The 22567-nt window shown below is 59.6% G+C and carries 12 protein-coding genes; 6 read left to right on the forward strand and 6 right to left on the reverse strand.

The features are described from left to right. Positions 1-13: 13 nt before the first annotated feature. Positions 14-364, reverse strand: a complete 351-nt coding sequence (locus QE435_RS13595) for a P-II family nitrogen regulator (protein WP_062424736.1) — start codon at positions 362-364, stop codon at positions 14-16. Positions 365-578: 214 nt separating this feature from the next. After that, positions 579-1463 (reverse strand): acyl-CoA thioesterase II, encoded by an 885-nt coding sequence (gene tesB / locus QE435_RS13600; protein ID WP_349041694.1) that lies wholly within the window; start codon positions 1461-1463, stop codon positions 579-581. A 92-nt stretch (positions 1464-1555) separates the two neighbouring features. Here tesB and QE435_RS13605 point away from each other — a divergent pair, with 92 nt between their 5' ends. The 4 genes from QE435_RS13605 to fdxA all read left to right on the forward strand — a co-directional run bounded on the left by QE435_RS13605 (position 1556) and on the right by fdxA (position 7096). Then, positions 1556-2770, forward strand: coding sequence for a ubiquinone biosynthesis hydroxylase (locus tag QE435_RS13605; protein WP_349041695.1), 1215 nt, complete (start codon positions 1556-1558; stop codon positions 2768-2770). Positions 2771-3122: 352 nt separating this feature from the next. Beyond that, positions 3123-6179: a helicase-related protein gene (locus QE435_RS13610; protein ID WP_349042858.1), complete on the forward strand. Its 3057-nt coding sequence runs from the start codon at positions 3123-3125 to the stop codon at positions 6177-6179. Positions 6180-6183: 4 nt separating this feature from the next. Further along, the gene (locus tag QE435_RS13615; protein WP_349041696.1) at positions 6184-6600 is read left to right on the forward strand and encodes an RNA-binding S4 domain-containing protein; all 417 of its coding nucleotides are present in this window, start codon (positions 6184-6186) and stop codon (positions 6598-6600) included. Positions 6601-6757: 157 nt separating this feature from the next. After that, a complete protein-coding gene (gene fdxA / locus QE435_RS13620; RefSeq protein ID WP_062444698.1) occupies positions 6758-7096 on the forward strand; it encodes a ferredoxin FdxA in 339 nt (112 codons plus the stop codon). Between the two features lie 84 nt (positions 7097-7180). Here fdxA and holA read toward each other — a convergent pair whose 3' ends face one another. The 3 genes from holA to leuS are packed head-to-tail and all read right to left on the reverse strand — an operon-like array spanning position 7181 to position 11396. Then, positions 7181-8218: a DNA polymerase III subunit delta gene (gene holA / locus QE435_RS13625; protein ID WP_306934654.1), complete on the reverse strand. Its 1038-nt coding sequence runs from the start codon at positions 8216-8218 to the stop codon at positions 7181-7183. 9 nt (positions 8219-8227) lie between these two features. Further along, positions 8228-8776 carry an LPS assembly lipoprotein LptE gene (lptE, locus tag QE435_RS13630; protein WP_306934655.1) on the reverse strand — a complete coding sequence of 183 codons (549 nt, stop codon included), beginning with the start codon at positions 8774-8776 and terminating at the stop codon, positions 8228-8230. Next, positions 8766-11396 carry a leucine--tRNA ligase gene (gene leuS / locus QE435_RS13635; protein ID WP_349041697.1) on the reverse strand — a complete coding sequence of 877 codons (2631 nt, stop codon included), beginning with the start codon at positions 11394-11396 and terminating at the stop codon, positions 8766-8768. Before leuS ends, lptE begins: the two co-directional genes overlap by 11 nt. 196 nt (positions 11397-11592) lie before the next feature. Here leuS and QE435_RS13640 point away from each other — a divergent pair, with 196 nt between their 5' ends. Next, the gene (locus tag QE435_RS13640; protein ID WP_349041698.1) at positions 11593-12252 is read left to right on the forward strand and encodes a YggS family pyridoxal phosphate-dependent enzyme; all 660 of its coding nucleotides are present in this window, start codon (positions 11593-11595) and stop codon (positions 12250-12252) included. 91 nt (positions 12253-12343) lie between these two features. Here QE435_RS13640 and QE435_RS13645 read toward each other — a convergent pair whose 3' ends face one another. Then, entirely contained in the window at positions 12344-20836 is an 8493-nt protein-coding gene (locus QE435_RS13645; protein ID WP_349041699.1) for a glucoamylase family protein, read from the reverse strand. Positions 20837-21385: 549 nt separating this feature from the next. Here QE435_RS13645 and QE435_RS13650 point away from each other — a divergent pair. Continuing rightward, on the forward strand, positions 21386-22567 hold the full coding sequence (locus tag QE435_RS13650; protein WP_349041700.1) for a M20 aminoacylase family protein: 1182 nt from the start codon (positions 21386-21388) through the stop codon (positions 22565-22567).

Genomic DNA, 22567 nt, shown 5'->3' on the forward strand with positions numbered 1-22567 from the left:
CTGTCAGCCGAGCTTAAAGCGCTTCTGTGTTCGTTTCGCCGGTGCGGATGCGCACTGCCTGTTCAATCGAGTAGACGAAAATCTTGCCGTCGCCGATCTGCCCCGTCTTGGCCGCGGATGCGATTGCATCGACTGCCTTTTCCACCACGTCGGATGCGACCGCGATCTCGATCTTCAGCTTCGGAAGAAAGCTGACCGCATATTCGGTACCGCGATAAATCTCGGTATGTCCCTTCTGACGTCCGTAACCCTTGACCTCGGTGACGGTCAGGCCCTGAATGCCGAGGGCGGTGAGAGCCTCGCGCACCTCATCCAGCTTGAACGGCTTGATAATGGCCATCACAATTTTCATCTGGTTTCCCATCCTTTGTTTGTGCTCGGCATGGAGCCGACTCTCCTTGCCGCTGGCAGATCAATAACAGCGACTGGCACTCTATATTCAAAGGGCGTGCCAGTTTGGGCACGCATATGATAAGCTATTGAAAAGTAACGATTATAAAAGATAAGGCCGCAAAACGGGCAATTGTTCGCACTTTAGGCGAACAATTTATGAGCGATTTTTAAAAATTGAACATTTTTTAGTCATTTGCCCGTTTGCGAATCAAGCCCTCTTGCGCCATCGAGGCGACAAGAACGCCATCGCGGGTAAAGAGGCTGCCTCTGGTCAATCCGCGGGCACCAGACGCACTCGGGCTGTCCTGCGTATAGAGCAGCCAGTCTTCCAACTTGCACGGGCGGTGGAACCACATGGCGTGATCGAGGCTGGCCACCTGGATGGTCGGATCGAAGATGGTCGTTCCGTGGGCATAGAGCGATGTATCGAGCAGCGTCATGTCGGAAAGATAGGCGAGCACCGCTGCCTGATAATGCCTGTCATCTGGCACTTCACCCACGGCCCGCACCCAGATATCCTGCTTCGGCTCAAGCTTTTCGCGGGAGATGTAATGCGTGAGCGAGACCGGGCGGATTTCGATCGGCCGCTTGTTCTCCCAATATTTGCGGATCGCGGGCGACGCATTGGCAAGAAATGCCTCCTGCAACTGCGCCTCGCTCATCAGGCTTTCCGGCTGCGGCACGTTCGGGATCGGGCTCTGGTGATCGAAGCCGCCCTCCTCGATCTGGAACGATGCCGACATGGCAAAGATCGCATGGCCATGCTGGATGGCAACGATGCGCCGCGTGGCAAAGCTGGCACCGTCGCGAATGCGATCGACTTGATAGATGATGGGCACGAGAGGATCGCCCGGTCGCATGAAATAGGCATGGAGCGAGTGGATGAAGCGGTCCGCATCCACCGTTCGCTGTGCCGCCATCAGTGCCTGCGCAATAACCTGACCGCCGAAGACGCGCTGCCATCCGACCTGCGGGCTGGTGCCGCGGAAGAGATTTTCTTCAAGCTTTTCAAGATCAAGCGTGGCGAGAAGATTTTCCATCGGGCTTGCTGAATGAGAAGAATGCGACATTTCGGCATGCTCCGGCTGTATGAAGACGTGATGCGATGGTCTATAATGCCAAAAGACTATGCACAAGAACGCAAGGCGCAGGAGAAGACGCAATGCTCGATGTCGTGATTGCCGGGGGCGGATATGTGGGCCTGAGCGTCGCTGTCGCCATCAAGCAGGCAGCGCCGCATCTCGGGGTTCAGGTCATCGAGGCCGCGCCCGAAGACGTCTGGAAAAAGGACGCCCGCGCTTCCGCGATTATCGCCGCTGCCAGCCGTATGCTGGATGTCTTCGGCATCTGGCAGGAGCTGGAGCCGGAAGCCCAGCCGATCAACAAGATGATCGTCACGGATTCGCGCACGGCAGATCCCGTTCGCCCGGTATTCCTCACCTTCGACGGCGACGTGGCGGAAGGTCAGCCTTTTGCCCACATGGTGCCGAATGTCGCCATGGTCGGTGCTCTGCGTGGCCTGTGCGAGCGGCTCGGCATCGAAATCCGTCATGGCCTCAGCGTCACGGGTTTTTCCGCCGGTCCGCAAAGCAACGTGATTTCGCTCTCCGATGGCTCGTCGCTGGAAACGCGTCTGCTCGTCGCCTGCGATGGTGTGAAATCGGCGCTACGCGACATGGCAGGCATCAAGACCGTTCACTGGGCTTACGACCAGTCGGGCATCGTCACCACCGTCGAGCACGAACGACCGCACAATGGCTGCGCGGAAGAACACTTTCTGCCCTCCGGTCCCTTTGCGATCCTTCCACTCAAGGGCAACCGCTCGTCGCTGGTCTGGACCGAGCGCACGGCGGATGCTGACAGCCTCGTCGCTTCCGACGCTCTTATCTTCGAAGAAGAGCTGGAGCGGCGCTTCGGCCACAAGCTCGGACCCATTCGTCCCGTCGGTCCGCGCCGCGCCTTCCCGCTTGGCCTGACGCTTGCGCGCGCTTTCGTCGCGCCACGCATCGCGATTGCCGGGGACGCGGCCCACGGCATACACCCTATCTCCGGGCAGGGTCTCAATCTTGGCTTCAAGGACGTGGCGGCGCTGGCGGAAACCGTCGTGGAGGCCGATCGCATCGGGCTCGATATCGGCTCACTCAATGTGCTGGAGCGCTACCAGTCCTGGCGCCGCTTCGACACAGTGCGCATGGGTGTGACCACCGACGTGTTGAACCGTCTTTTCTCAAATGATGTCGGGCCAATCCGCGTTGCGCGCGATTTCGGGCTGGGCCTCGTTGATCGGATTCCCGCATTGAAATCCTACTTCATCGGCCAGGCCGCCGGAACGGCGGACCGCAATGGACCAAGATTGCTGGCGGGGCAGCCTCTGTAGCCGGCATCGTCCTTTAGCATCATCTGATTCAGCATCTGGTGGCTTTCGGCAAAGCGGAAGCCACATCTTGCCGTGAACAAAGGCCGAATCTGGCAGAGTCAGCGATTCGTCTCTGATTCGTTCTCAACCTGTTCCGAATCTTGCGCCTTTGGCGTTTCTTAGCAAAAAGCGGTTTTGGCGTGCCAAATTAGCGGTCAATTCGAGGGCGACGCCGATGATAACCGCTTTCGTCCTTGCGTTTGGCCTTGCTGATTGCCATGTGTGGGAAGACTGAAATGCGGGCGCCCTCACGCCGTGTCCGAAGAGTAGCACCATCGTCGTTTTCGCGGATAGTACGTTGAATTTTCGCCCCATGATCTTGAGCGGCCGCGGTGTAACGGCCGTTCTTGGACCGACAAATACCGGCAAGACCCATTATGCCATCGAGAGAATGGTGGCGCATGGAAGTGGCGTCATCGGCCTGCCGCTGCGCCTTCTGGCACGCGAGGTCTATACGCGGCTGGTGGAAAAGGTGGGCGCCAACAATGTTGCGCTGATCACCGGCGAAGAGAAGATTTCCCCACCCCGCGCCAAATATTCCGTCTGCACCGTGGAGGCGATGCCGCGCGAAACCAATGCCGCCTTTGTCGCCATCGACGAAGTCCAGCTCGCGGGCGACCTGGAACGCGGCCATATCTTCACCGACCGCATCCTGAATTTGCGCGGCAAGGAAGAAACGCTGCTTCTGGGTGCCGGCACGATGCGGCCGATCCTCGAAAAGCTGCTGCCCGGCATCGTCACGGTGGAGCGCCCTCGCCTCTCGCAACTCTTCTATGCGGGATCGAAGAAGATCACCCGCCTGCCCCAGCGCACGGCGATCGTCGCCTTCTCTGCCGATGAGGTCTACGCGATTGCCGAACTGGTGCGCCGTCAGCGCGGTGGCGCTGCGGTGGTTCTTGGTGCGCTGTCGCCCCGTACCCGTAACGCGCAGGTTGGGCTCTACCAGAACGGCGACGTGGAATACTTGGTGGCGACCGATGCCATCGGCATGGGCCTGAATCTCGATGTCGACCACGTAGCATTTGCCCAGGATCGCAAGTTCGACGGCTATCAGTTCCGCAATCTCAACCCGGCTGAAATGGGCCAGATCGCCGGTCGTGCCGGACGGCATCTGCGTGATGGTACCTTTGGCGTGACAGGCCGCGTCGATCCGCTGGACGATGAGTTGGTGGAAAGGATCGAATCACACGAGTTCGATCCGGTCAAAGTGCTGCAATGGCGCACGAAGAATTTCGATTTCTCGTCCATCAGAAATCTCCAGGCGAGCCTCGATGCGGCACCCACGGTGCAGGGTCTGTCGCGCGCCTTGCCTGCCATCGATCAGCAGGCACTCGAATATCTCGGGCGCTACCCGGAGATCATCGATGTCACCACGACTGCGGAGCGTGTCGAAAGATTGTGGGAAGCCTGTGCTTTGCCGGATTATCGCCGCATCGCGCCTGCACAACATGCCGATCTGATTTCGACGCTCTATTTCGATCTCGTCAAACGTGGCACGGTCAATGAGAATTTCATGGCCGAACAGGTACGTCGCGCCGACCGGACGGATGGTGAAATCGACACGCTATCGGCCAGGATTGCGCAGATCAGAACATGGACGTATGTATCCAACCGCCCAGGATGGCTTGCCGATCCGACACACTGGCAAGAAAAGACACGGGAAATCGAGGATCGATTGTCCGATGCTCTACATGAAAGGTTGACGAAACGCTTTGTTGATCGCAGGACATCTGTGCTCATGAGGCGCCTAAGAGAGAATGCGATGCTTGAAGCTGAAATCAGTGTGAATGGTGATGTCTTCGTAGAAGGACATCATGTCGGTCAATTGGCGGGATTCCGGTTCACGCCGGTTTCGGGAACCGAAGGTCCAGATGCCAAGGCCGTCCAGGCGGCAGCGCAAAAGGCGCTCGCATTGGAGTATGAGGCGCGCGCCGCCCGTCTTCATGCCAGTGGCAATGGCGACCTCGCCATGAGCTCGGACGGTCTCGTCCGCTGGCTCGGTGAGCCCGTGGCGCGTCTGTCCGCCGGCGACAACATCATGAAGCCGCGCGTCATCATGCTGGCCGACGAGCAGCTGAGCGGCAACGCACGCGACCACGCGCTTGCCCGCATCGAGCGCTTCGTCAATCACCAGATCGCAACGGTTCTGAAGCCGCTCGACGATATCTCGCGCGCCGAAGACCTGCAGGGTCTCGCTAAGGGTCTGGCCTTCCAGCTGGTCGAAAATCTCGGCATCCTCTTCCGCCGTGATGTGGCCGATGAGGTCAAGACGCTGGATCAGGACGCACGCGCCTCCATGCGTCGCTACGGCATCCGCTTCGGCGCCTACCACGTCTTTCTCCCAGCGCTTCTGAAGCCGGCTCCCGCCGAACTCGTGACGTTGCTTTGGGCCTTGAAGAATGACGGTCTCGGCAAGCCGGGCTATGGCGATCTCATTCCGGTTTTGGCTGCCGGCCGTACGTCGGTCGTCACCGATCCCGGTTTCGAGCGCATGTTCTACAAGCTCGCCGGTTTCCGTTTCCTCGGCAAGCGCGCCGTGCGTATCGATATTCTCGAGCGTCTGGCCGATCTCATCCGTCCGCTGCTGCAGTGGAAGCCCGGCCAGCAGCCGCGCCCTGAAGGCGCCTATGACGGCCGCCGCTTCACCACCACGACGGCAATGCTGTCGATCCTCGGCGCGACGCTGGACGACATGGAAGAAATCCTGAAGGGTCTCGGCTATCGCGCCGATCAGGTCTCCGCAGAAGAGGCAGCCACCTTCCTCGCAAGCCACAGCGGCCAGCCCGCAAAGGCAGACGCCACGGAAGCCGCCCCTGCTGAAGAGGCTGCAAGCGACGATGCCGATGCATCCGAACAGGAAGCCTCTGCCGAAGCGCCTGTGGAGGTGAAAGCTGAAGAGCCCCAATCTGAGGAGGCGAAGTCTGAGGAAGGCAAGCCTGAAGAGGCAACGGCGGAAAACGCCGAGCCGAAGCCGGTTCTCCTGTGGCGCCCGGGTGGCCGCAACGACAACCAGCGCAGCGACAACCGCCGCCCGGGCAACCGCAATGCTGGCAACCGTGGTGAAGGCGAGCGTCGCGAAGCAGGCGAAGGTCGTCCCGGCAACCGCCAGAACGCCAATCGTGACGGTAACCGCGATGGTGATCGCAAGCGCGAAGGCGGACGTCCGGACAACAAGGCGCGCGGCAACAACAACCGTGGCGATCGTCCCGATCGTGGCGAGCGCAAGGATCGCCCGGAGCGCAACGACCGCGGCGGCAAGCCGCAGGGTCAGCAGCGTTTCGAAGCCAAGCCACCGCGCAAGGAAAAGCCGATGGACCCGGATTCGCCTTTCGCCAAGCTCGCTGCTCTCAAGGAGCAGCTGAAGAAGTAAGCCTATGGGTGATAAGGAACAGCCACTGGAAGCCGGGCGTCAGCGCCTCGACAAGTGGCTGTTCTTCGCCCGTATGGCAAAGTCCCGCTCGATTGCCCAGAGCTATATTCAGTCGGGCAGTATCAAGGTCAATGGCGCGCCCGTGCGCCAATCCAGCTACATGGTCAAGACCGGTGACCGACTGGACATCGCCATTGAGCGAATGGACCGCATTCTCATCGTCAAGGCACCCGGCGAGCGCCGCGGGCCTTACGAAGAGGCCAAGCTCCTCTATGACGATCAGACCCCGCCCCGCGAGCCCAAGGATCGCATGACCTTGCTTGAGCAGGCGGTGCGCCAGCCAGGCAGCGGTCGCCCGACCAAGAAGGAGCGCCGGGCGCTGGACAGGTTCATCTCCGACGCGGAGAACGGGCAGGATTAGAATAAACGACTATTTCGTTGCGTTTTTTCAGCATCGTTTGTCCTTGCTATCTTGTCACAAAGGCATTACCTGACTTGCGAAAATGCCCTGTCTGAATTCCGGGCGAAGGCTTGTGTTCGAAAGCCACTGACCCGGCCTGCATATTCTGGAGTTCTTCATGACGTATGTCGTGACCGATAACTGCATTCGCTGCAAATACACCGATTGTGTTGAAGTCTGCCCCGTGGATTGCTTCTACGAAGGTGAAAACTTCCTCGCTATCAACCCCGACGAATGCATCGATTGCGGCGTGTGCGAGCCGGAATGTCCCGCCGAGGCAATCAAGCCCGATACCGAGCCGGGCCTCGACAAGTGGCTGAAGATCAATGCGGAATATGCTGCCATCTGGCCGAATATCACCGTCAAGCGCGATCCGCTTCCGGAAGCCAAGGAAATGGATGGCGTCGAAGGCAAGCTCGACCTTTATTTCTCCGCCGAGCCCGGCAAGGGCGACTGAGAAAAGTCCGCTCAGCGCGAATTTAGAAAGCCTCCCGGCATCCGCCGCGGAGGCTTTTTCATGTCGTTCAAGTGAGGAAAAAGCTCAGCCGCCCCTGCCCGCCTGCAGCGTGGTCGCAAGCAGCGTCAGAAGCGCCACGCTCTCCTCCAGGCTTTGGCGCTGGCGGCTCTGCAGGATGGCAGACTGCAAGCGGTTCATCTCTCTCGCAATCGCCGCTGGCTGCCATGTACGCAGCGCGCGCTCGATGACCGGCTTGCGACGAAAATGGATGCCGCGCCCGAGCGTCTGCATGACCTGGCCGGCCTGCAGCTTCTTCTCATCCATTTCAGCCCGCATCTGGTCGAGCAGCTGGAACTGGCGCAGGCACCCTTGCAGCACCAGGAAGATCGGCGTCTTTGACGAGATGATCTTTTGCGTGGCATGGAAGAAGGCGTTGCGGTCGCCCTTCAAAATCGCATCGACAGCGTCATCGGCAGACACAGCACTGGCATCACCGATGATCGCGGCAACATCGTCTTCCTCGATGACATCCCGACCGCGGCAGTAGAGCGCGAGCTTCTTCACCTCGTTGCGCGAGGCGATGCGATCGCCGCCGAGAGATTCGATCAGCCGCTGGCGTGCTGCCGGTGTAATTCTCAAGTTTTCGTCGGCAAGCTCATGGTCGATGAGCGCGTTCAACGATCTGGCATCATCGGCATAGCAAGGGATTGCGGCGATGGCGCGCGATGGCTCGGCGATCTTGCGCAGACCCGTACCCTTTTTTAGGTCGCCTGCCTCGATGATAAGAAAGCTGGTTTCCGGCGGATTGTCAGCCAACACCTGGAGCGCATCGACCAGAGGCTTTTCATTGGCCGCACCTTTGACCCAGACGAGCTTTTCGCCACCGAAGAGGCCGATGGCATTGACCTCGTCCAGAAGCCGTCCAGGGTCGCCCTGAAGGTCTGTGACGGCAAGTTTCAGCGAGGCGAAGGCATCATTGGGGTCGATACCGGTCTTTGCTGCAATCGCCGCTGCACGTTCCGAGACCAAGCCGCGATCCGGTCCGTAGAGAACGAAAATGCGAAAGCGCTCCGCCGGATTGTCGGCGAAGCGCTCGAATTCATGGGACTTGATTTCCGTCATGATCGCAGCTTATCGGCTGAGCGTGGCGGCGATGTCCGTGCGGATGATCTCTGCCAGCTCGCGCGCCGCGCGGTTTTCACCATCACGGACCGCACGGATCTTGGCGAATTCCTGCTGTGGCAGGTCGAGCATGGCGGTCACGGTGCGCTTGGCAGACCGTAGAACCTGACCATCGGACATGCGTGTCAGCACATATTGGCCGGTCATCGTCACGCGGCCCGGATAGGGGCCGTCATAGTTGCTCTTGCCGACCGACAGGCTGGTGTCGTTCGTCACCTCGGTGGAGCTGGCGCTGGACGTCACCACAAGCTTCACCTGGTAATCGGTCTTCACGGGCGCTCCCTCACCACCATAGGCGAGGAAGATCAGGTGGTTACGCACTTCCTGCGTGATCCGGTCGCTGGCGGGAGCGAAGCTGACAGAAGCGAGCTTCTCGCGCGTGCCCGATTCCACACTATAGAGCGGGCGAACCTGGCAGCCTGCAAGCGCTCCGGACAAAAAGACGACAGACACTGCGGCTGCTATGCGGCCCCATCTGGAATAGGCATCAAACAACAATGTTCACGATCCTTTGTGGAACCACGATGATCTTCTTCGGCTCTGAACCGGCAAGTGCCGCTTTGACGGCATCCAGTTCCAGCACGGCGGCGCGGACGGCATCTTGATCCGCATCGCGAGCGATTGTCAATTCGCCACGCTTCTTGCCATTGATCTGGATCGGCAGAACGACCTCGTTCTCTTCGACCAACGCAGGCACGAAGATGGGCCATGCAGCCTGCGCCACGAGACCGGAATTGCCGAGAACCTTCCAGCATTCTTCCGCCAGATGCGGCGTCATCGGCGCGATCATGCGGATGAGGATTTCCACCGCATCGCGTGCTGCGGCCTTTACCTCATTGTCCTTACCGCCATTGGCAACCTCAGACAGCGGACCGGCCAGCGCGTTGACCAGTTCGTAGATGCGGGCAATGGCCTTGTTGAAGGCAAGCTTGTCCAGATCGTCCTGCACGGCCTTCAGCGTCTTGTGAGCCGCCTTGGAGATAGCCAGCCCCTCGCCTGCCGCCGCCGGTGCGGCATTGACAGCCTTCAGTTCGTCGGCGGCCTCGCCTATGATGCGCCAGACGCGCTGGACGAAACGATGTGCGCCTTCGACACCGGATTCCGACCAGATGACGTCACGGTCCGGCGGGCTATCGGACAGCACGAAGAAACGTGCGGTATCGGCGCCGTAGGAGGCGATGATATCGTCCGGATCGACCACGTTCTTCTTCGACTTCGACATCTTCTCGATGGAGCCGATGGAGACCTCTTCGCCGCTCTCCAGCATATAGGCGCGGCGCTTGCCGTCCACTTCCTCGATGCGGATGTCGGAGGGCACGATCCAATGGCCGTTCTGACCTTCGCCCAGACGGTAGGTCTCATGCACCACCATGCCCTGGGTGAAGAGGCCCTTGAAGGGCTCTTTCACGTCCACATGGCCGGTTTCCTTCATCGCGCGGGTGAAGAAGCGCGAATAGAGAAGATGCAGGATCGCGTGCTCGATGCCGCCAATATACTGATCGACCGGCAGCCAGCGATTGGCGACCTTAGGATCGGTCGGCTGGTCTTCCCAGGGTGCAGTAAAGCGGGTGAAGTACCAGCTGGAATCGACGAACGTATCCATCGTGTCGGTTTCGCGCCGTGCATCGTGACCGCATTGCGGGCAGGCGACATGACGCCAGGTGGGGTGGCGATCCAGCGGATTGCCGGGAACGTCGAATGTCACATCGTCGGGCAGCTTGACCGGCAGGTCCTTTTTCGGAACCGGCACGACGCCACACACTTCGCAATGGATGACCGGGATCGGGCAGCCCCAATAGCGCTGTCGCGAAATGCCCCAGTCACGCAGGCGGAAATTCACCTTGCGCTCGGCCTGTGGAGCATTGCCCAGAACCTGCTGCGACAGCTTCGTCACGACGGCCTCGAAAGCGTCGGTCGTCTTCATGCCGTCCAGGAAGCGGGAATTGATCATCACGCCGTCATCGACATAGGCGGTATCGCCGACCGTGAAGCTCGCCGCATCGCCATCTTCCGGCATGACGACCGGAACGACGGGCAGGCCATATTTGCGGGCAAAATCCAGGTCGCGCTGGTCGCCCGAAGGGCAACCGAAAATCGCGCCGGTACCGTAATCCATCAGCACGAAGTTGGCGATATAAACCGGCAGTTCCCAGGAAGGATCAAGCGGATGCACAACCTTAACGCCGGTATCCATACCCCGTTTCTCGGCCGTCTCCAGCGCAGCCAGAGACGTGCCCTGGCGACGGCATTCGTCGCAGAACTCGGCAATTTCGCTGTTCTTTTCGGCCAGGGCTTTGGCCAGCGGATGATCGGCGGCAATGGCCAGGAAAGATGCGCCGAACAGCGTGTCCGGACGCGTCGTGTAAACGGTAATGTCGTTGAAGCCTTCAGGCGCGGTTGCAGCGACCGTCTGCCAGCGCAGCGACAGGCCTTCCGACTTGCCGATCCAGTTCTTCTGCATCAGCCGGACTTTTTCCGGCCACTGATCCAGTTCGTCCAGCGAATCCAGCAGATCCTGGCTGAAATCGGTGATGCGGAAGAACCATTGCGTCAGCTCGCGCTGTTCCACCAGTGCGCCGGATCGCCAGCCGCGACCGTCGATCACCTGCTCATTGGCCAGAACCGTATGATCGACCGGGTCCCAGTTGACCTTGGACTGCTTGCGATAGACCAGGCCCTTCTGCATGAAGTCGATGAACAGCGACTGCTGGCGGTGGTAATAATCCACGTCGCAGGTCGCAAATTCACGGCTCCAGTCCAGCGACAGGCCCATGGACTTCAGCTGGCCGCGCATGGTGGCGATGTTCTGGTAGGTCCAGTCCTTCGGATGCACCTTGTTCTGCATGGCGGCGTTTTCCGCCGGCATGCCGAAGGCATCCCATCCCATGGGATGCAGCACGTTATAGCCCCGCGCACGCTTGTAGCGGGCAACCACGTCGCCCATCGCATAGTTGCGCACATGGCCCATATGGATGCGACCGGATGGGTACGGGAACATCTCAAGGACGTAATATTTCTCGCGGCTATCGCTATTGTCTGTCACGAAGACCTTGTCTTCGTTCCATTGCTGCTGCCAGCGCGGCTCGGCGTCGCGAGGATTATAACGTTCGATGGCCATACTTCTGAAATCCGGGTATCGAGGGGGTAATGCGCGCTGACCTTCACCATGAAACGACCGATGCGTCAAGTTTTGCAGGGCGTTAGGTCGCGCAAACTTGGAATAGAACGCTTAAATGGTGACAATCATGCTTGGCATCAAGCGCCGCCAGCTTTAGGACGAGCAATCATCGTTTAAGATAGAACAGAGGCCTCCCATGGACATCGAAGCCCGTCTTGCCGACATCAAGGAGCGGATCGCCACCACAGCAGAGAAGGCGGGGCGAAAGCCAGCCGATGTCTCTCTGGTCGCCGTGTCGAAAACCTTTGACGGTGATGCCATCCAGCCGGTCATCGATTGCGGTCAGCGCGTCTTCGGCGAAAACCGCGTTCAGGAAGCGCAGGCCAAATGGCAGACGCTGAAGGAGAAGACGCCCGGTATCGAGCTTCATTTGATCGGTCCGCTGCAATCCAACAAGGCGGCCGATGCCGTGGCACTGTTCGACGTGATCGAAAGCATCGATCGGGAGAAGATCGCCCGCGTGCTTGCGGAGGAATGCGCCAAGCAGGGCAAGGCGCTTCGCTTTTATGTGCAGGTGAATACCGGGCTGGAGCCGCAAAAGGCAGGCCTCGACCCACGCGAAACAGCAGCCTTCGTCACGCTCTGCCGCGAGGAGCTGAAGCTCACGGTCGAAGGCCTGATGTGCATTCCACCAGCCGACGAGAATCCCGGTCCGCATTTTGCGCTGCTCGCAAAGCTCGCCAAGGAATGCGGCGTGGAAAAGCTCTCAATGGGCATGTCCAGCGATTTCGAAACGGCAATCGAGTTTGGTGCCACCAGCGTGCGCGTCGGCTCGGCCCTTTTTGGCGCACGCTGACGCCGATAACGACCCTCCAAAAACGAGAAAGCCACGGCGTTTGCAGCGCCGTGGCTTTTTATTTTGAAGAGGCTTTCGAGCCTTATCCCGTTCAGTCGAACGGGATGGCGCGATCCGTGCTCTTGACCGGCTTACCGTCGATCGTAACGGCGATGTCCGAAGAGCCTGCCGTGCGCTTGACCGAAACGTCACGGACAGCGCCGTCGATCGTAACTTGGACGGAGAAACCATCCCAGGCCTCCGGCAGCGATGGCGCGATGTGCAGCTTGCCGCCATTGCGCGTGATGCCGAGAATGCCTTCGACCGCCGCACGGTAGAGCAGGCCCGCAGAGCCCGTGTACCAGCTCCAGCCGCCGCGGCCGGCATAGGCGTTTTCGCCATAAACATCCGCCGTCACCACATAGGGTTCGACACGGTAGGTCTCGGACGCCTCGCGATCCAGCGCGTGGTTGACCGGGCTCAGCATCGAGAAGCACTTCCATGCATCCTCGCTGCGGCCAAGCTTGGCAAGCGCCAGTACCACCCAGGTTGCGGCATGGGTGTACTGACCGCCATTTTCACGAACGCCCGGCGGATATCCTTTGATGTAGCCGGGATTGTGCGGCGTACGGCTGAACGGCGGCGTGAAGAGCCGGATAATGCCGAGATCCTCGTCCACGAGCCTGCTCATCACCGCATTCATGGCCTGCTGAGAACGATCTACCTCACCTTCGCCGGAAAGCACGCTCCAGCTCTGGCCGAGCGAATCGATCTGGCATTCCTCACTGGAGGACGAGCCGAGCGGCGTGCCATCATCGAAGTAGCCGCGACGGTAATACTCGCCGTCCCAGCCTGCGGTTTCGAGCGCTGCACGCAGCTTGTCGCGGTGCGTCCTCCACCGCTCCACGCGGTCGAGATCGCGACGTTCCTCAGCGATGGCGATGAAGTCGCGCAGCGTACCGGCCAGGAACCAGCCCAGCCAGACGCTGGTACCCTTACCGCCAATACCGACGAGGTTCATGCCGTCGTTCCAGTCACCGCCGAGCATCAGCGGAAGCCCGTTCTCACCGGTGCGATGGATCGCGAGATCGAGCGCCAGCGCCACATGCTCGTAGAGGTTTGCCGTCTTCTCGCTCGTTTCCGGCTGGAAGAAAGCATCGTGCTGGCCGGGCATCAATGCAGCACCCTTGAGGAATGGGATCTCTTCCTCAAGGATCGCCTTGTCGCCGGTGGTGGCGAGGTACTGATAGGTGGCATAGGCAAGCCACACCACGTCATCCGAGATCGTGGTGCGAACACCCGCGCCCGTCAGCGGCAGCCACCAATGCTGCACGTCACCTTCGACGAACTGACGACCGGCAGCGCGGATGATCTGTGCACGGGCGAGATCCGGCTGGTAGAGCAGGAAGGCAAGCGTGTCTTGCAACTGGTCGCGGAAGCCGAAGGCGCCACTCGACTGATAGAAGGCTGTGCGTGCCAGAATGCGGCAGGAGAAGGCCTGGTAGGGCAGCCAGGTGTTGACCAGATGGTTGAAACCGGCATCCGGCGTCGAGACCTGCAACTGGCCGGTAAAGCCCTTCCAGAAATCCTTGTTCGCCTGAAGCACGGCGTCAAAATCCGCGTTGCGGATATCGCTCACCAGGGCACGGGCTTCGTCAGCCGTGTCGGCATCGCCAAGATAGAACAACACGTGGCGTTCTTCACCCGGCTTCAGGTGGATCTCCTGCATCAATGCCGCGCAAGGCGCGCCATCAAGCTCGGTGCTGCCGGAAAGCGCGGCACCTGTGACGACGGCTTGCGGTGCGTTGATGGTGCCGAAGCGGCCAATGAATTCCCGCTTGCTGGTCGTAAAGCTGGTCGATGGCCCATCAAGCGACAGGAACGACGTTCTCTCACTATAGTCGATGCTGTAGGGATTGGAGGCAAAGAGCGCTCCGGTTTTCTCATCATGGCTGCTGAGAATGAACGGTGCAGACTTTTGCGGATTGTTACCCAGCACCCATTCGACATAGCCATAGGTCTTCAGGCGGCGGTTCTGCGTTCCGACGTTGCGGATCGTCAGACGCGAGAGCTTCACCGGCTTCTCGCGATCGACCGTCTGCGTGACTTCGATATCGAGGCCATCGTCCACACTACGGAAGGTGGAATAGCCAAGTCCGTGACGAGCTTCGAAGACGGCCTCCGGGTTGCGACCGATCGCAGCGAATGGCGAATGGATCTTTCCGCTTTCCGCATCGGCAACATAGATCGCCTCACCCGGACGGTTGGTGACCGGGTCATTCGTCCATGGCGTCAACTGGTAGTCGCGTGAATTGCGGCTCCAGGTAAAGCCAGCACCCTCCGCCGAGATGTGGAAGCCGAATTTCTCGTTGGAGATAACGTTGATCCACGGATGCGGTGTAGCCTGGCCACGATTGAGGCGGACGACATATTCGCGACCGTCCTTGGTGAAACCACCAAAACCGTTCCAGAAATCAAGATCGTTGGTGTGCTCGACAGGATCGGCAACCGGGTAGGCCGGCGTCGGCACGCGGGCAAGCGCCGTATTGGTGCTGTCGGGTGCACGATTGGCGGCAAAGAGCGACACGGCGCGGTTGACCTGATCGACGATCTTGCCGTTGCGCACGTGGAGCACGACGCGGGACGCTGCAAGAAGAGCTGCCCAGGTTTCCTCGTCCATCAGGTCGCGACGCACCGAGAAGACATGCGGACGACCGCCATCGGCTGGGTTGATGCGGCGCTGCGCTTCGGAAATGTGATCCAGCGCATGCTGCATATCCTGTGCATAGGAAGCCGCACGCTCATTGACGATGACGAGGTCGAAGATGACGCCGCGCGAACGCAGATATTCATGCGCGCTTAGGGCCTCGCGGACGATATCCATGTCCATGTCGTCATTGATGCGCAGCGCGAAGATCGGGAAGTCACCAGAGATCGCCAGCGACCAGAGCGAACGCTGCGAGGCAAGCCCGGTCTTCAGCGTCTCGGCATCGGCACGCAGATGCATGTCCGGATAGACGAGATAACGACCGAGATGCTGGAAGGCCGCTGCCTGCTGTGAAGTGACGCCAACATGGCGCATCTGCACCTGCGTACGTGTCCAGGCATGAACCAGTTCATGGGCAAAGGCATCCGGGTGACGGTAGCGATCGATCGCCTTGTCGACATCCTCACGGCCAGGGGCCGCGATTGTCCAGAAGATCACGCTGACCTTCTTGCCAGCAGGCACGCGAACGACGCGGCGCAGCGAGAGGATCGGATCAAGCGTGAAGCCATCCGAATTGGAGAGCGCTGCACCCTGATCGAAGGCCGCAGCTTCCGCAAGGGAGCGACCACGGCCGATAAACTTGGCACGATCTGTCTCGTACTCGGTCGCACGCGACGAGCCGGCATTGTCAGCCGCCAGATGGGCGATGATGGTGCCGGGTTCGCTGGGCGAACGCTTGTTGCGCCATGCGCGGATGACGTCACCACGCTTGCCGATCTCTGTCTGCACGAACATGCGCGAGAAGAGCGGGTGGGCGTTGTCGTCGTCTTCCTTGCCGATGACCGGCTCGAGATAGGAGGTCACTTCGATGAAGCGATCTTCCGTTCCGACGTTCAGGAGGGTGATACGGCGACCTTCGGCATCATGCTCGGTGGCGACGATGCACTCCACGACGCTCTGCAGATCGCCGACCGTTTTGTGGAATTCCGCGCGGTCATCCATGAAGACGGTCTTGGTCTTTTCACCTTCTGCGACACGGGGTTCGGCCGTCGCACTCCACCATTGTCCGGTCGTGGTATCGCGCAGGAACAGGAAGGTGCCCCAACGATCTTCCGTGGGATCGGCCTTCCAGCGGGACACCGCCTGGCCGTTCCACTTGGAGTAACCGGCACCGGTTGCCGTCAGCATTGTCGAGTAGTGGCCATTCGACAGGAACACCACGTCGCGGTCGCGGATCGCGGGATCGGTGACAGTGCGGACTTCAGCCCTCAGCAGATCCGCCTGTTCCTTGCCGGGCGTTTCCGGCTCGTACTTGGCGCTCATCACCGGCACTTCGCGCGGTGCCTTTTCCTGCAACAGAAGCTCGGCCGCTTCGATGACCGGATCGGCGTGGAAGAGTTCGCGCAGGAAGCCATCGAAGGCGACGTTGGCAACCGCCGCAATCGACATGCCATGATGGTGAGCATAGTAGTTATAGACCACAGCGCAGACCTTGCCGTCCGGCACGCGGGTCGGCGTGAAGTCCACCGCATCATGGAAGCCATAGCGACCAAGCGCGCCGAGCTTGCGCAGCTTTTCGAGGTTCTCGAGTGCAGAATCCGGATCGTATTGCGCGGCCAGAATCGAGGCGTAAGGCGCAATCACCGCATTCTGGCCAAGACCGCGCTTGAGGCCCAGCGTCGGTACACCGAAGTTGGTGTACTGGTAGTTCATATTATGATCGCGGGCATTGAAGGCCGCTTCGGAGATACCCCACGGCGTGCCGAGACGGCGGCCGTGATTGATCTGTTCGCGAACGATCAGATTGTTGGTCTGGTTGAGAATACCACCCTGACGCTCCTGCATGACCAGAGGCGGCATCAGATATTCGAACATCGAACCGGACCAGGAGACCAGCGCACCCTGCGCGCCGATCGGCACGACCTGACGGCCGAGACGATACCAGTGCTCCGTCGGCAGATCGCCCTTGGCAATGGCAAAGAGCGAGGTCAGTCGGCATTCGGACGCAAGCAAGTCGTAGCACGCCTCGTCCAGCTCCTGACTTTCCACACGGTATCCGATGGAGAGCAGGCGGCGATCCTTGCGATAGAGGAAGCCGAAGTCCATGGAGAAGGCGAGATCGCGGCTGCGATCGCGCAGCGAAGCAAGCCGTTCGCGAAGCGAATCGATGGTCGAGTGATCGAAGGCGCTGTCGGAAATATGCGCTTCACAGCAATCGACCAGCATTTGCGCCCAGCGCGTCATTTCCGCGCTCTGTTCGGACTTCACCTCCAGATCGAGATTGGCGGCGAGCTTCTGAATGTCGCGCGCCAGGACCGCGAGATTGATGACGCGGATGGAGGCGAACTCATGCTCGCGCTTCACGGAGGCGAGCGCGTTGGAGAAGCCGATGATGCGCTCTTCCAGACGGCGATGGAGCGGACGCAGGTTCTTGCGATCGTCCGGCAGCTCTTTCAAGCTTTCGCGGACGATGCCGGCGACATCGCCGATACCGTCGAGGTTGCCCTGAAGATGCGCAGACGGTGCCTCCGCCCATTGGCGGCAGGCAGACGAAATCGCGATCAGATGCCCGGCAAGGTTACCGCTATCCACCGCAGAGACGTAGCGGGGGCCAAGCGTCTGAAGCGTATCGGTGTGGTACCAGTTGTAGAGGTGACCGCGATACTTCTCCATCTTCTCGACCGTCTCGATGGTCTTTTCCAGACGCTCGATCGTGTCGGAGAAGCTGATCCAGCCAAACTGCCGGGCAGAAATCGTCGATAGCAGATAGACGCCGATATTGGTCGGCGAGGTACGGCTGGCAACGACCGGCGTCGGCGTTTCCTGGAAATTGTCCGGCGGCAGATAGTTTTCGTCCTTGTTGACGAAGGTCTCGTAATAACGCCACGTGCGACGCGCGATCTTTCTGAACTCGCTCGACACATGCTCCGAGACGAACATCCGGTCTTCAGTTTCAGCCGACTGGCTGACATACCAGGCAACGACCGGCGAGAAGACCCACAGTAGCGCAAAGGGAATGCCAACGAGGAAGGCATTATCGCCCGGAAGGGCTGCAAACAACAGACCGAGGAGCGCCACGACAGGCGCGTGCCACATCTGCTTGTAGTAATCGAAGACGCTGCCCTGCGCGCTGGATTGAATGCTGGCAGCCGTACGCCATTCCAGCATCAGCTTGCGGCTGACGAAGAGGCGATAGAGCGAGCGGGCGATGGCATCCGCCATCATGCAGGCGCCATCGGCAATGAAGACGATGCGAAGCGCGACCTGCGCATTGGTGGCGCGGATCTCCGACCAGATGGTGTGGAAATGCGCCTGTGGCACGATATCGGTCGAACGCGGAACAAGGCCCGACAGCAGCGAGATCGTCGGTGCAACGAAGAGCGAGAAGATCAGCAGGATCTGCCAGATCAACGCGCCGAACGGGTCCATGAAGTACCAGCCGAGAACCGAGGCGACGAACCAGGCAATCGGGGTCAACGAACGGCGCAGGTTGTCGATCATCTTCCAACGGCCAAGCGCGGTAACGCCACGTGCCGGATCGAGAATGTAAGGAAGCAACTGCCAGTCGCCACGCGCCCAGCGATGCTGACGCGAGACTTCCACCTCGTAGCGAGTCGGGAAGTCTTCGACGAGTTCGACGTCGGTAACGAGAGCGCAGCGGGCGAACGAGCCTTCAAGAAGGTCGTGAGACAGAACGGCGTTCTCATCGATCCGGCCCTTCAGAGCCTTTTCGAAGGCGTCAACGTCATAGAGGCCCTTACCGGTGAACGAGCCTTCTGCGGTCAGATCCTGATAAACGTCCGACACCGTAAAGACATAAGGGTCGATACCGCGGTTGATCGAAAAGACGCGCTGGAAGACGGAGGCATCCTTGCCGGTCGTCAGCGACGGGGTCACGCGCGGCTGCAACAGGCCGTAACCATGGATCACGCGGCCGGTTTCCGGATCGTGGACCGGACGGTTGATCGGGTGATGCATCTTGCCGACGAGCTTGGTGACGGCATCGCGCATCAGGCGCGTATCGGCGTCCAGCGTCATGACGTATTTGACGTCCTTCGGCACCGTGTTGGCACCGTTGAGGAAGGTCGTATCCTTGTCGCCGCGCAGCAGCAGGTTCAGCTCATGCAGCTTACCGCGCTTGCGCTCCCAGCCCATCCAGCAACCTTCGGATGGATTGTAGATGCGACGGCGGTGAAGCAGGAAAAAGCGGGTTTTGCCGTCGAAAGCATAACGCGCAGACAAAGTTGCCACTTCGCGCTTGGCATATTCCAGGATTTCCACATCCTCGGTGGTCTGCTCCTGCTGTGCGTCACGCCAGTCGCTGATCAGCGAGAAGTAAATCTCGCCATGCGGATTGGCGAGATAATGGACTTCGAGATTGCGGATCATCTCATCGACCGCATCGCGGCTGGTGATCATGCATGGCACGGCAACCAGCGTGCGCGCATCTTCGGGAATGCCGTTCTTGAATTCGTACCCGACAAGGCGGAAAGGTTTGACGAAGAAGGTGACGAGCGTATTGAAGAGACCTGTCGCACCTTCCGATGCGGGCAGCGCAAACATCAGCAGGAACGCGCTCACCACATACCAGGGCATGCCAGCCTCAGCCAGGAACCAACCGACCGCCAGCATGGCAAGCGCCGTCAGGACCAGAACCGGGACGGCCACGGCAAGCCAGTTGAAACGCCGCATGGCGCGCACAACGCGCTGCGCGAACAGCGGGTTGTAACCAATGCGCTGCTCCAGCTCCTTGCGGCGCTGACCGACGAGGAAGGCACCGACATTCGGCTGATGCGGATAGGCATCCTTGGAATTGGCGGCTTCCGCCACCATGTCGACGGCAAGCTGGGCAACTTCGACTTCGGTTTTGGGAGAACGACGCGCCAACAGTTCGACATTGTTGCGGTAGGTGTTGCGCGAACCGAAATCGAGCGTCTCATAATCGGTCTGCTCACGCAGAACCTTGTCGATATGGCTGACATCTTCGAACCAGACGGACCATTCGGTATCGTCGATCTCGCGCAGGCTCTTGACGATATTGCCCATCGTCACATTGCCGGATGCAAGCCGGTTATGCTCCGCCATCATCACGTTTTCGGCGTCCGTACCAACGCTATGAAGACGCTCTTCCAGCCAGTTCAGGGCGAAGTTCGAGGTCTGCGAACCGTTCTTCAGTCGATAGAGGAACTGGGTCGCAAAGGTCGGATCGTCCACCAGCGGGTCGATCTGCTTGAGGAATTCAGCCGACGGCTCCGCATCGTTGAGACGAATAATCTCGTCCACCACCTCATTCGCCTTATGGCGCATGCGACGCGAGCGCTCCACACGAATGGAGATACGACGCAGGTTCTCGATCAGCACGAAGCGCAGGAAGGATGGCAGCGCCCAGATTTCGCCGATCTGCAACGTCTTGTGGGTCTGGAAACCTTCGACAAGCGCGGTCAGGCTTTCGCGAGACACCGTGCTGTGCGTATGGGCGACATAGAGCCAGGCCAGTGCGAGCGCGCGAGGGATCTCGGCGTTGCCGATCTTCATCGTCGGCAGTTGGCGATAGAATTTCTTCGGGAAGTCCCGACGGACTTCCTGGATGGCTTCTTCAATCACATAGTGATTGTCGAGCAGCCATTCAGCAGCCGGCGTGATCGTCAGGCCGTTCTCCGAATCCACCGCCGTGGTGCGATAGACGCGCAAAATTTCCTTCTCGTTCTCGCGGTGACGCGCAAAGAAGTCGAATTCCATGAAGCCGGGAAGGGAGGCGGACCCTGTCTGCGACAGGTCTGCCCCGCAAGCTTTCAGCTCGTCTATGTTGAAATAAACAGAGCGGATCGAGTCGTTGTGATCGATCTGCTTGGTTTCGGAATCACGGGCGGCGGCGGGCGGCGTAATATGAAATGACATCGGCTCGTATTCTGGACCCTGAGTGGAGTGCTTAGGCTAGTCTGTAACCCATAACTGTTTCAGAGTTCTCATCGAGAGTGAAACAATGTGGCAAGCTTTATTTCGCGCTGATCCTGAACCTTTGCTGAACCACCGCGAACCAGCACACGATGGGAAGGCACAATCTTATCGCCCGACATGGTGAAATCGGGGCATTCGGATTTCAATATATAATATCAATAGTTTCTCGAGAACGAATTCCCACGCGAGGGCTCGTCGCCCCGAAGCCAGACGTTTCGCAAACTCCTCCGGGCGAAACCGTCGCTGCCTTCCCTGATATCTCCCCATACCTGCTTGGCATTCGTGTTTCCGAACTGATGTGACCAGAAGGTTTTGAATGTTTCAAGGCATTTTCAGTTCCATGCCATCTGTTTGATTGGCGCGCAAGAAGACAAATCTTAGCGAACAACGACGCGCCCTTATCAAGACGGCCCACTCTTGCTATTCATGATGCTTAAAGAACGGGCCGGGCAGTTCGTCTGCCGCGGCAAAGATACGGAATAGCAAAGCATGACCCTTCATCCGGTGACCATTTCCTCGTCGTCCAACGTCATGGAAGAGGTGGTTGAAATCCGCCGCTATCTGCATCGCAACCCGGAGATCGGCCTGTCGGAATTCAAGACCTCCGATTTTGTTGCAGGGCGCCTGACACAGATGGGCTATGAGGTGACGCGAGGATTGGCCGGCACCGGCGTGGTCGCCACCTTGCGCAATGGCACCAGCAATCGCAGTATCGGCATCCGCGCTGACATCGATGCTCTACCGATCCACGAAGAAACCGGCGCCGACTATGCGAGCGAAACGCCCGGCATGATGCATGCCTGCGGTCATGACGGCCATACTGCCATGCTGCTGGGTGCCGCCAAGATCATTGCCGAACGGCGCAATTTCGACGGTACGATCCATCTGATCTTCCAGCCAGCGGAAGAGAATTTCGGCGGCGCGCGCATCATGATCGAAGATGGCCTGTTCGACCGCTTCCCGTGCGACGCCGTTTTCGCCCTGCATAACGACCCGAGCCAGCCCTTCGGCCATTTCGTTCTGCGCGAAGGCCCGGTCATGGCGGCAGTGGACGAGTGCAAGATCACCGTCAACGGCTATGGCGGCCATGGCGCGGAACCGCAAAGCGCCTCGGACCCGATCGTTGCCGGCGCCAGCATCATCATGGCGTTGCAAACTGTGGTGTCGCGCAATGTTCATCCGCTGATGCCGGCCGTGGTCACTGTTGGCGCCTTTCATGGCGGCAAGGTAAGCAATGTTATCCCAGAGACGGCGGAAATGCTGCTCACCATCCGTTCCTTCGATCCGGAAGCCCGCGATGAACTGGAAAAGCGCATTCGCATGATCGCCGAAGGGCAGGCGGCCAGCTACGGCATGAGCGTGACGCTGGATTATGAGCGCGGCTACAGCCCGACCGTCAACCACAAGGCGGAAACCGATTACGTCCGAGCGCTTGCAACACGCTTTGCCGGTGCGGACAAGGTTCTGGAAATGGAGCGCCCGACCATGGGGGCGGAAGACTTTGCCTATATGCTGGAAAAGCGCCCCGGCTCCTATTTCTTCCTTGGTACCAAGCGCACCGACAACGACCCGCCGCTGCACCATCCGAAATTCGATTTCAACGATGACATCATTCCGATCGGCACAGCCTTCTGGGTCGAGCTTGCAGAAGATTTCCTCAAGGCGAGCTGA

Origin of the sequence: Agrobacterium sp. SORGH_AS 787 (assembly GCF_030819035.1) — a bacterium.
GTDB classification, from domain to species: Bacteria; Pseudomonadota; Alphaproteobacteria; order Rhizobiales; family Rhizobiaceae; genus Agrobacterium; species Agrobacterium larrymoorei_B.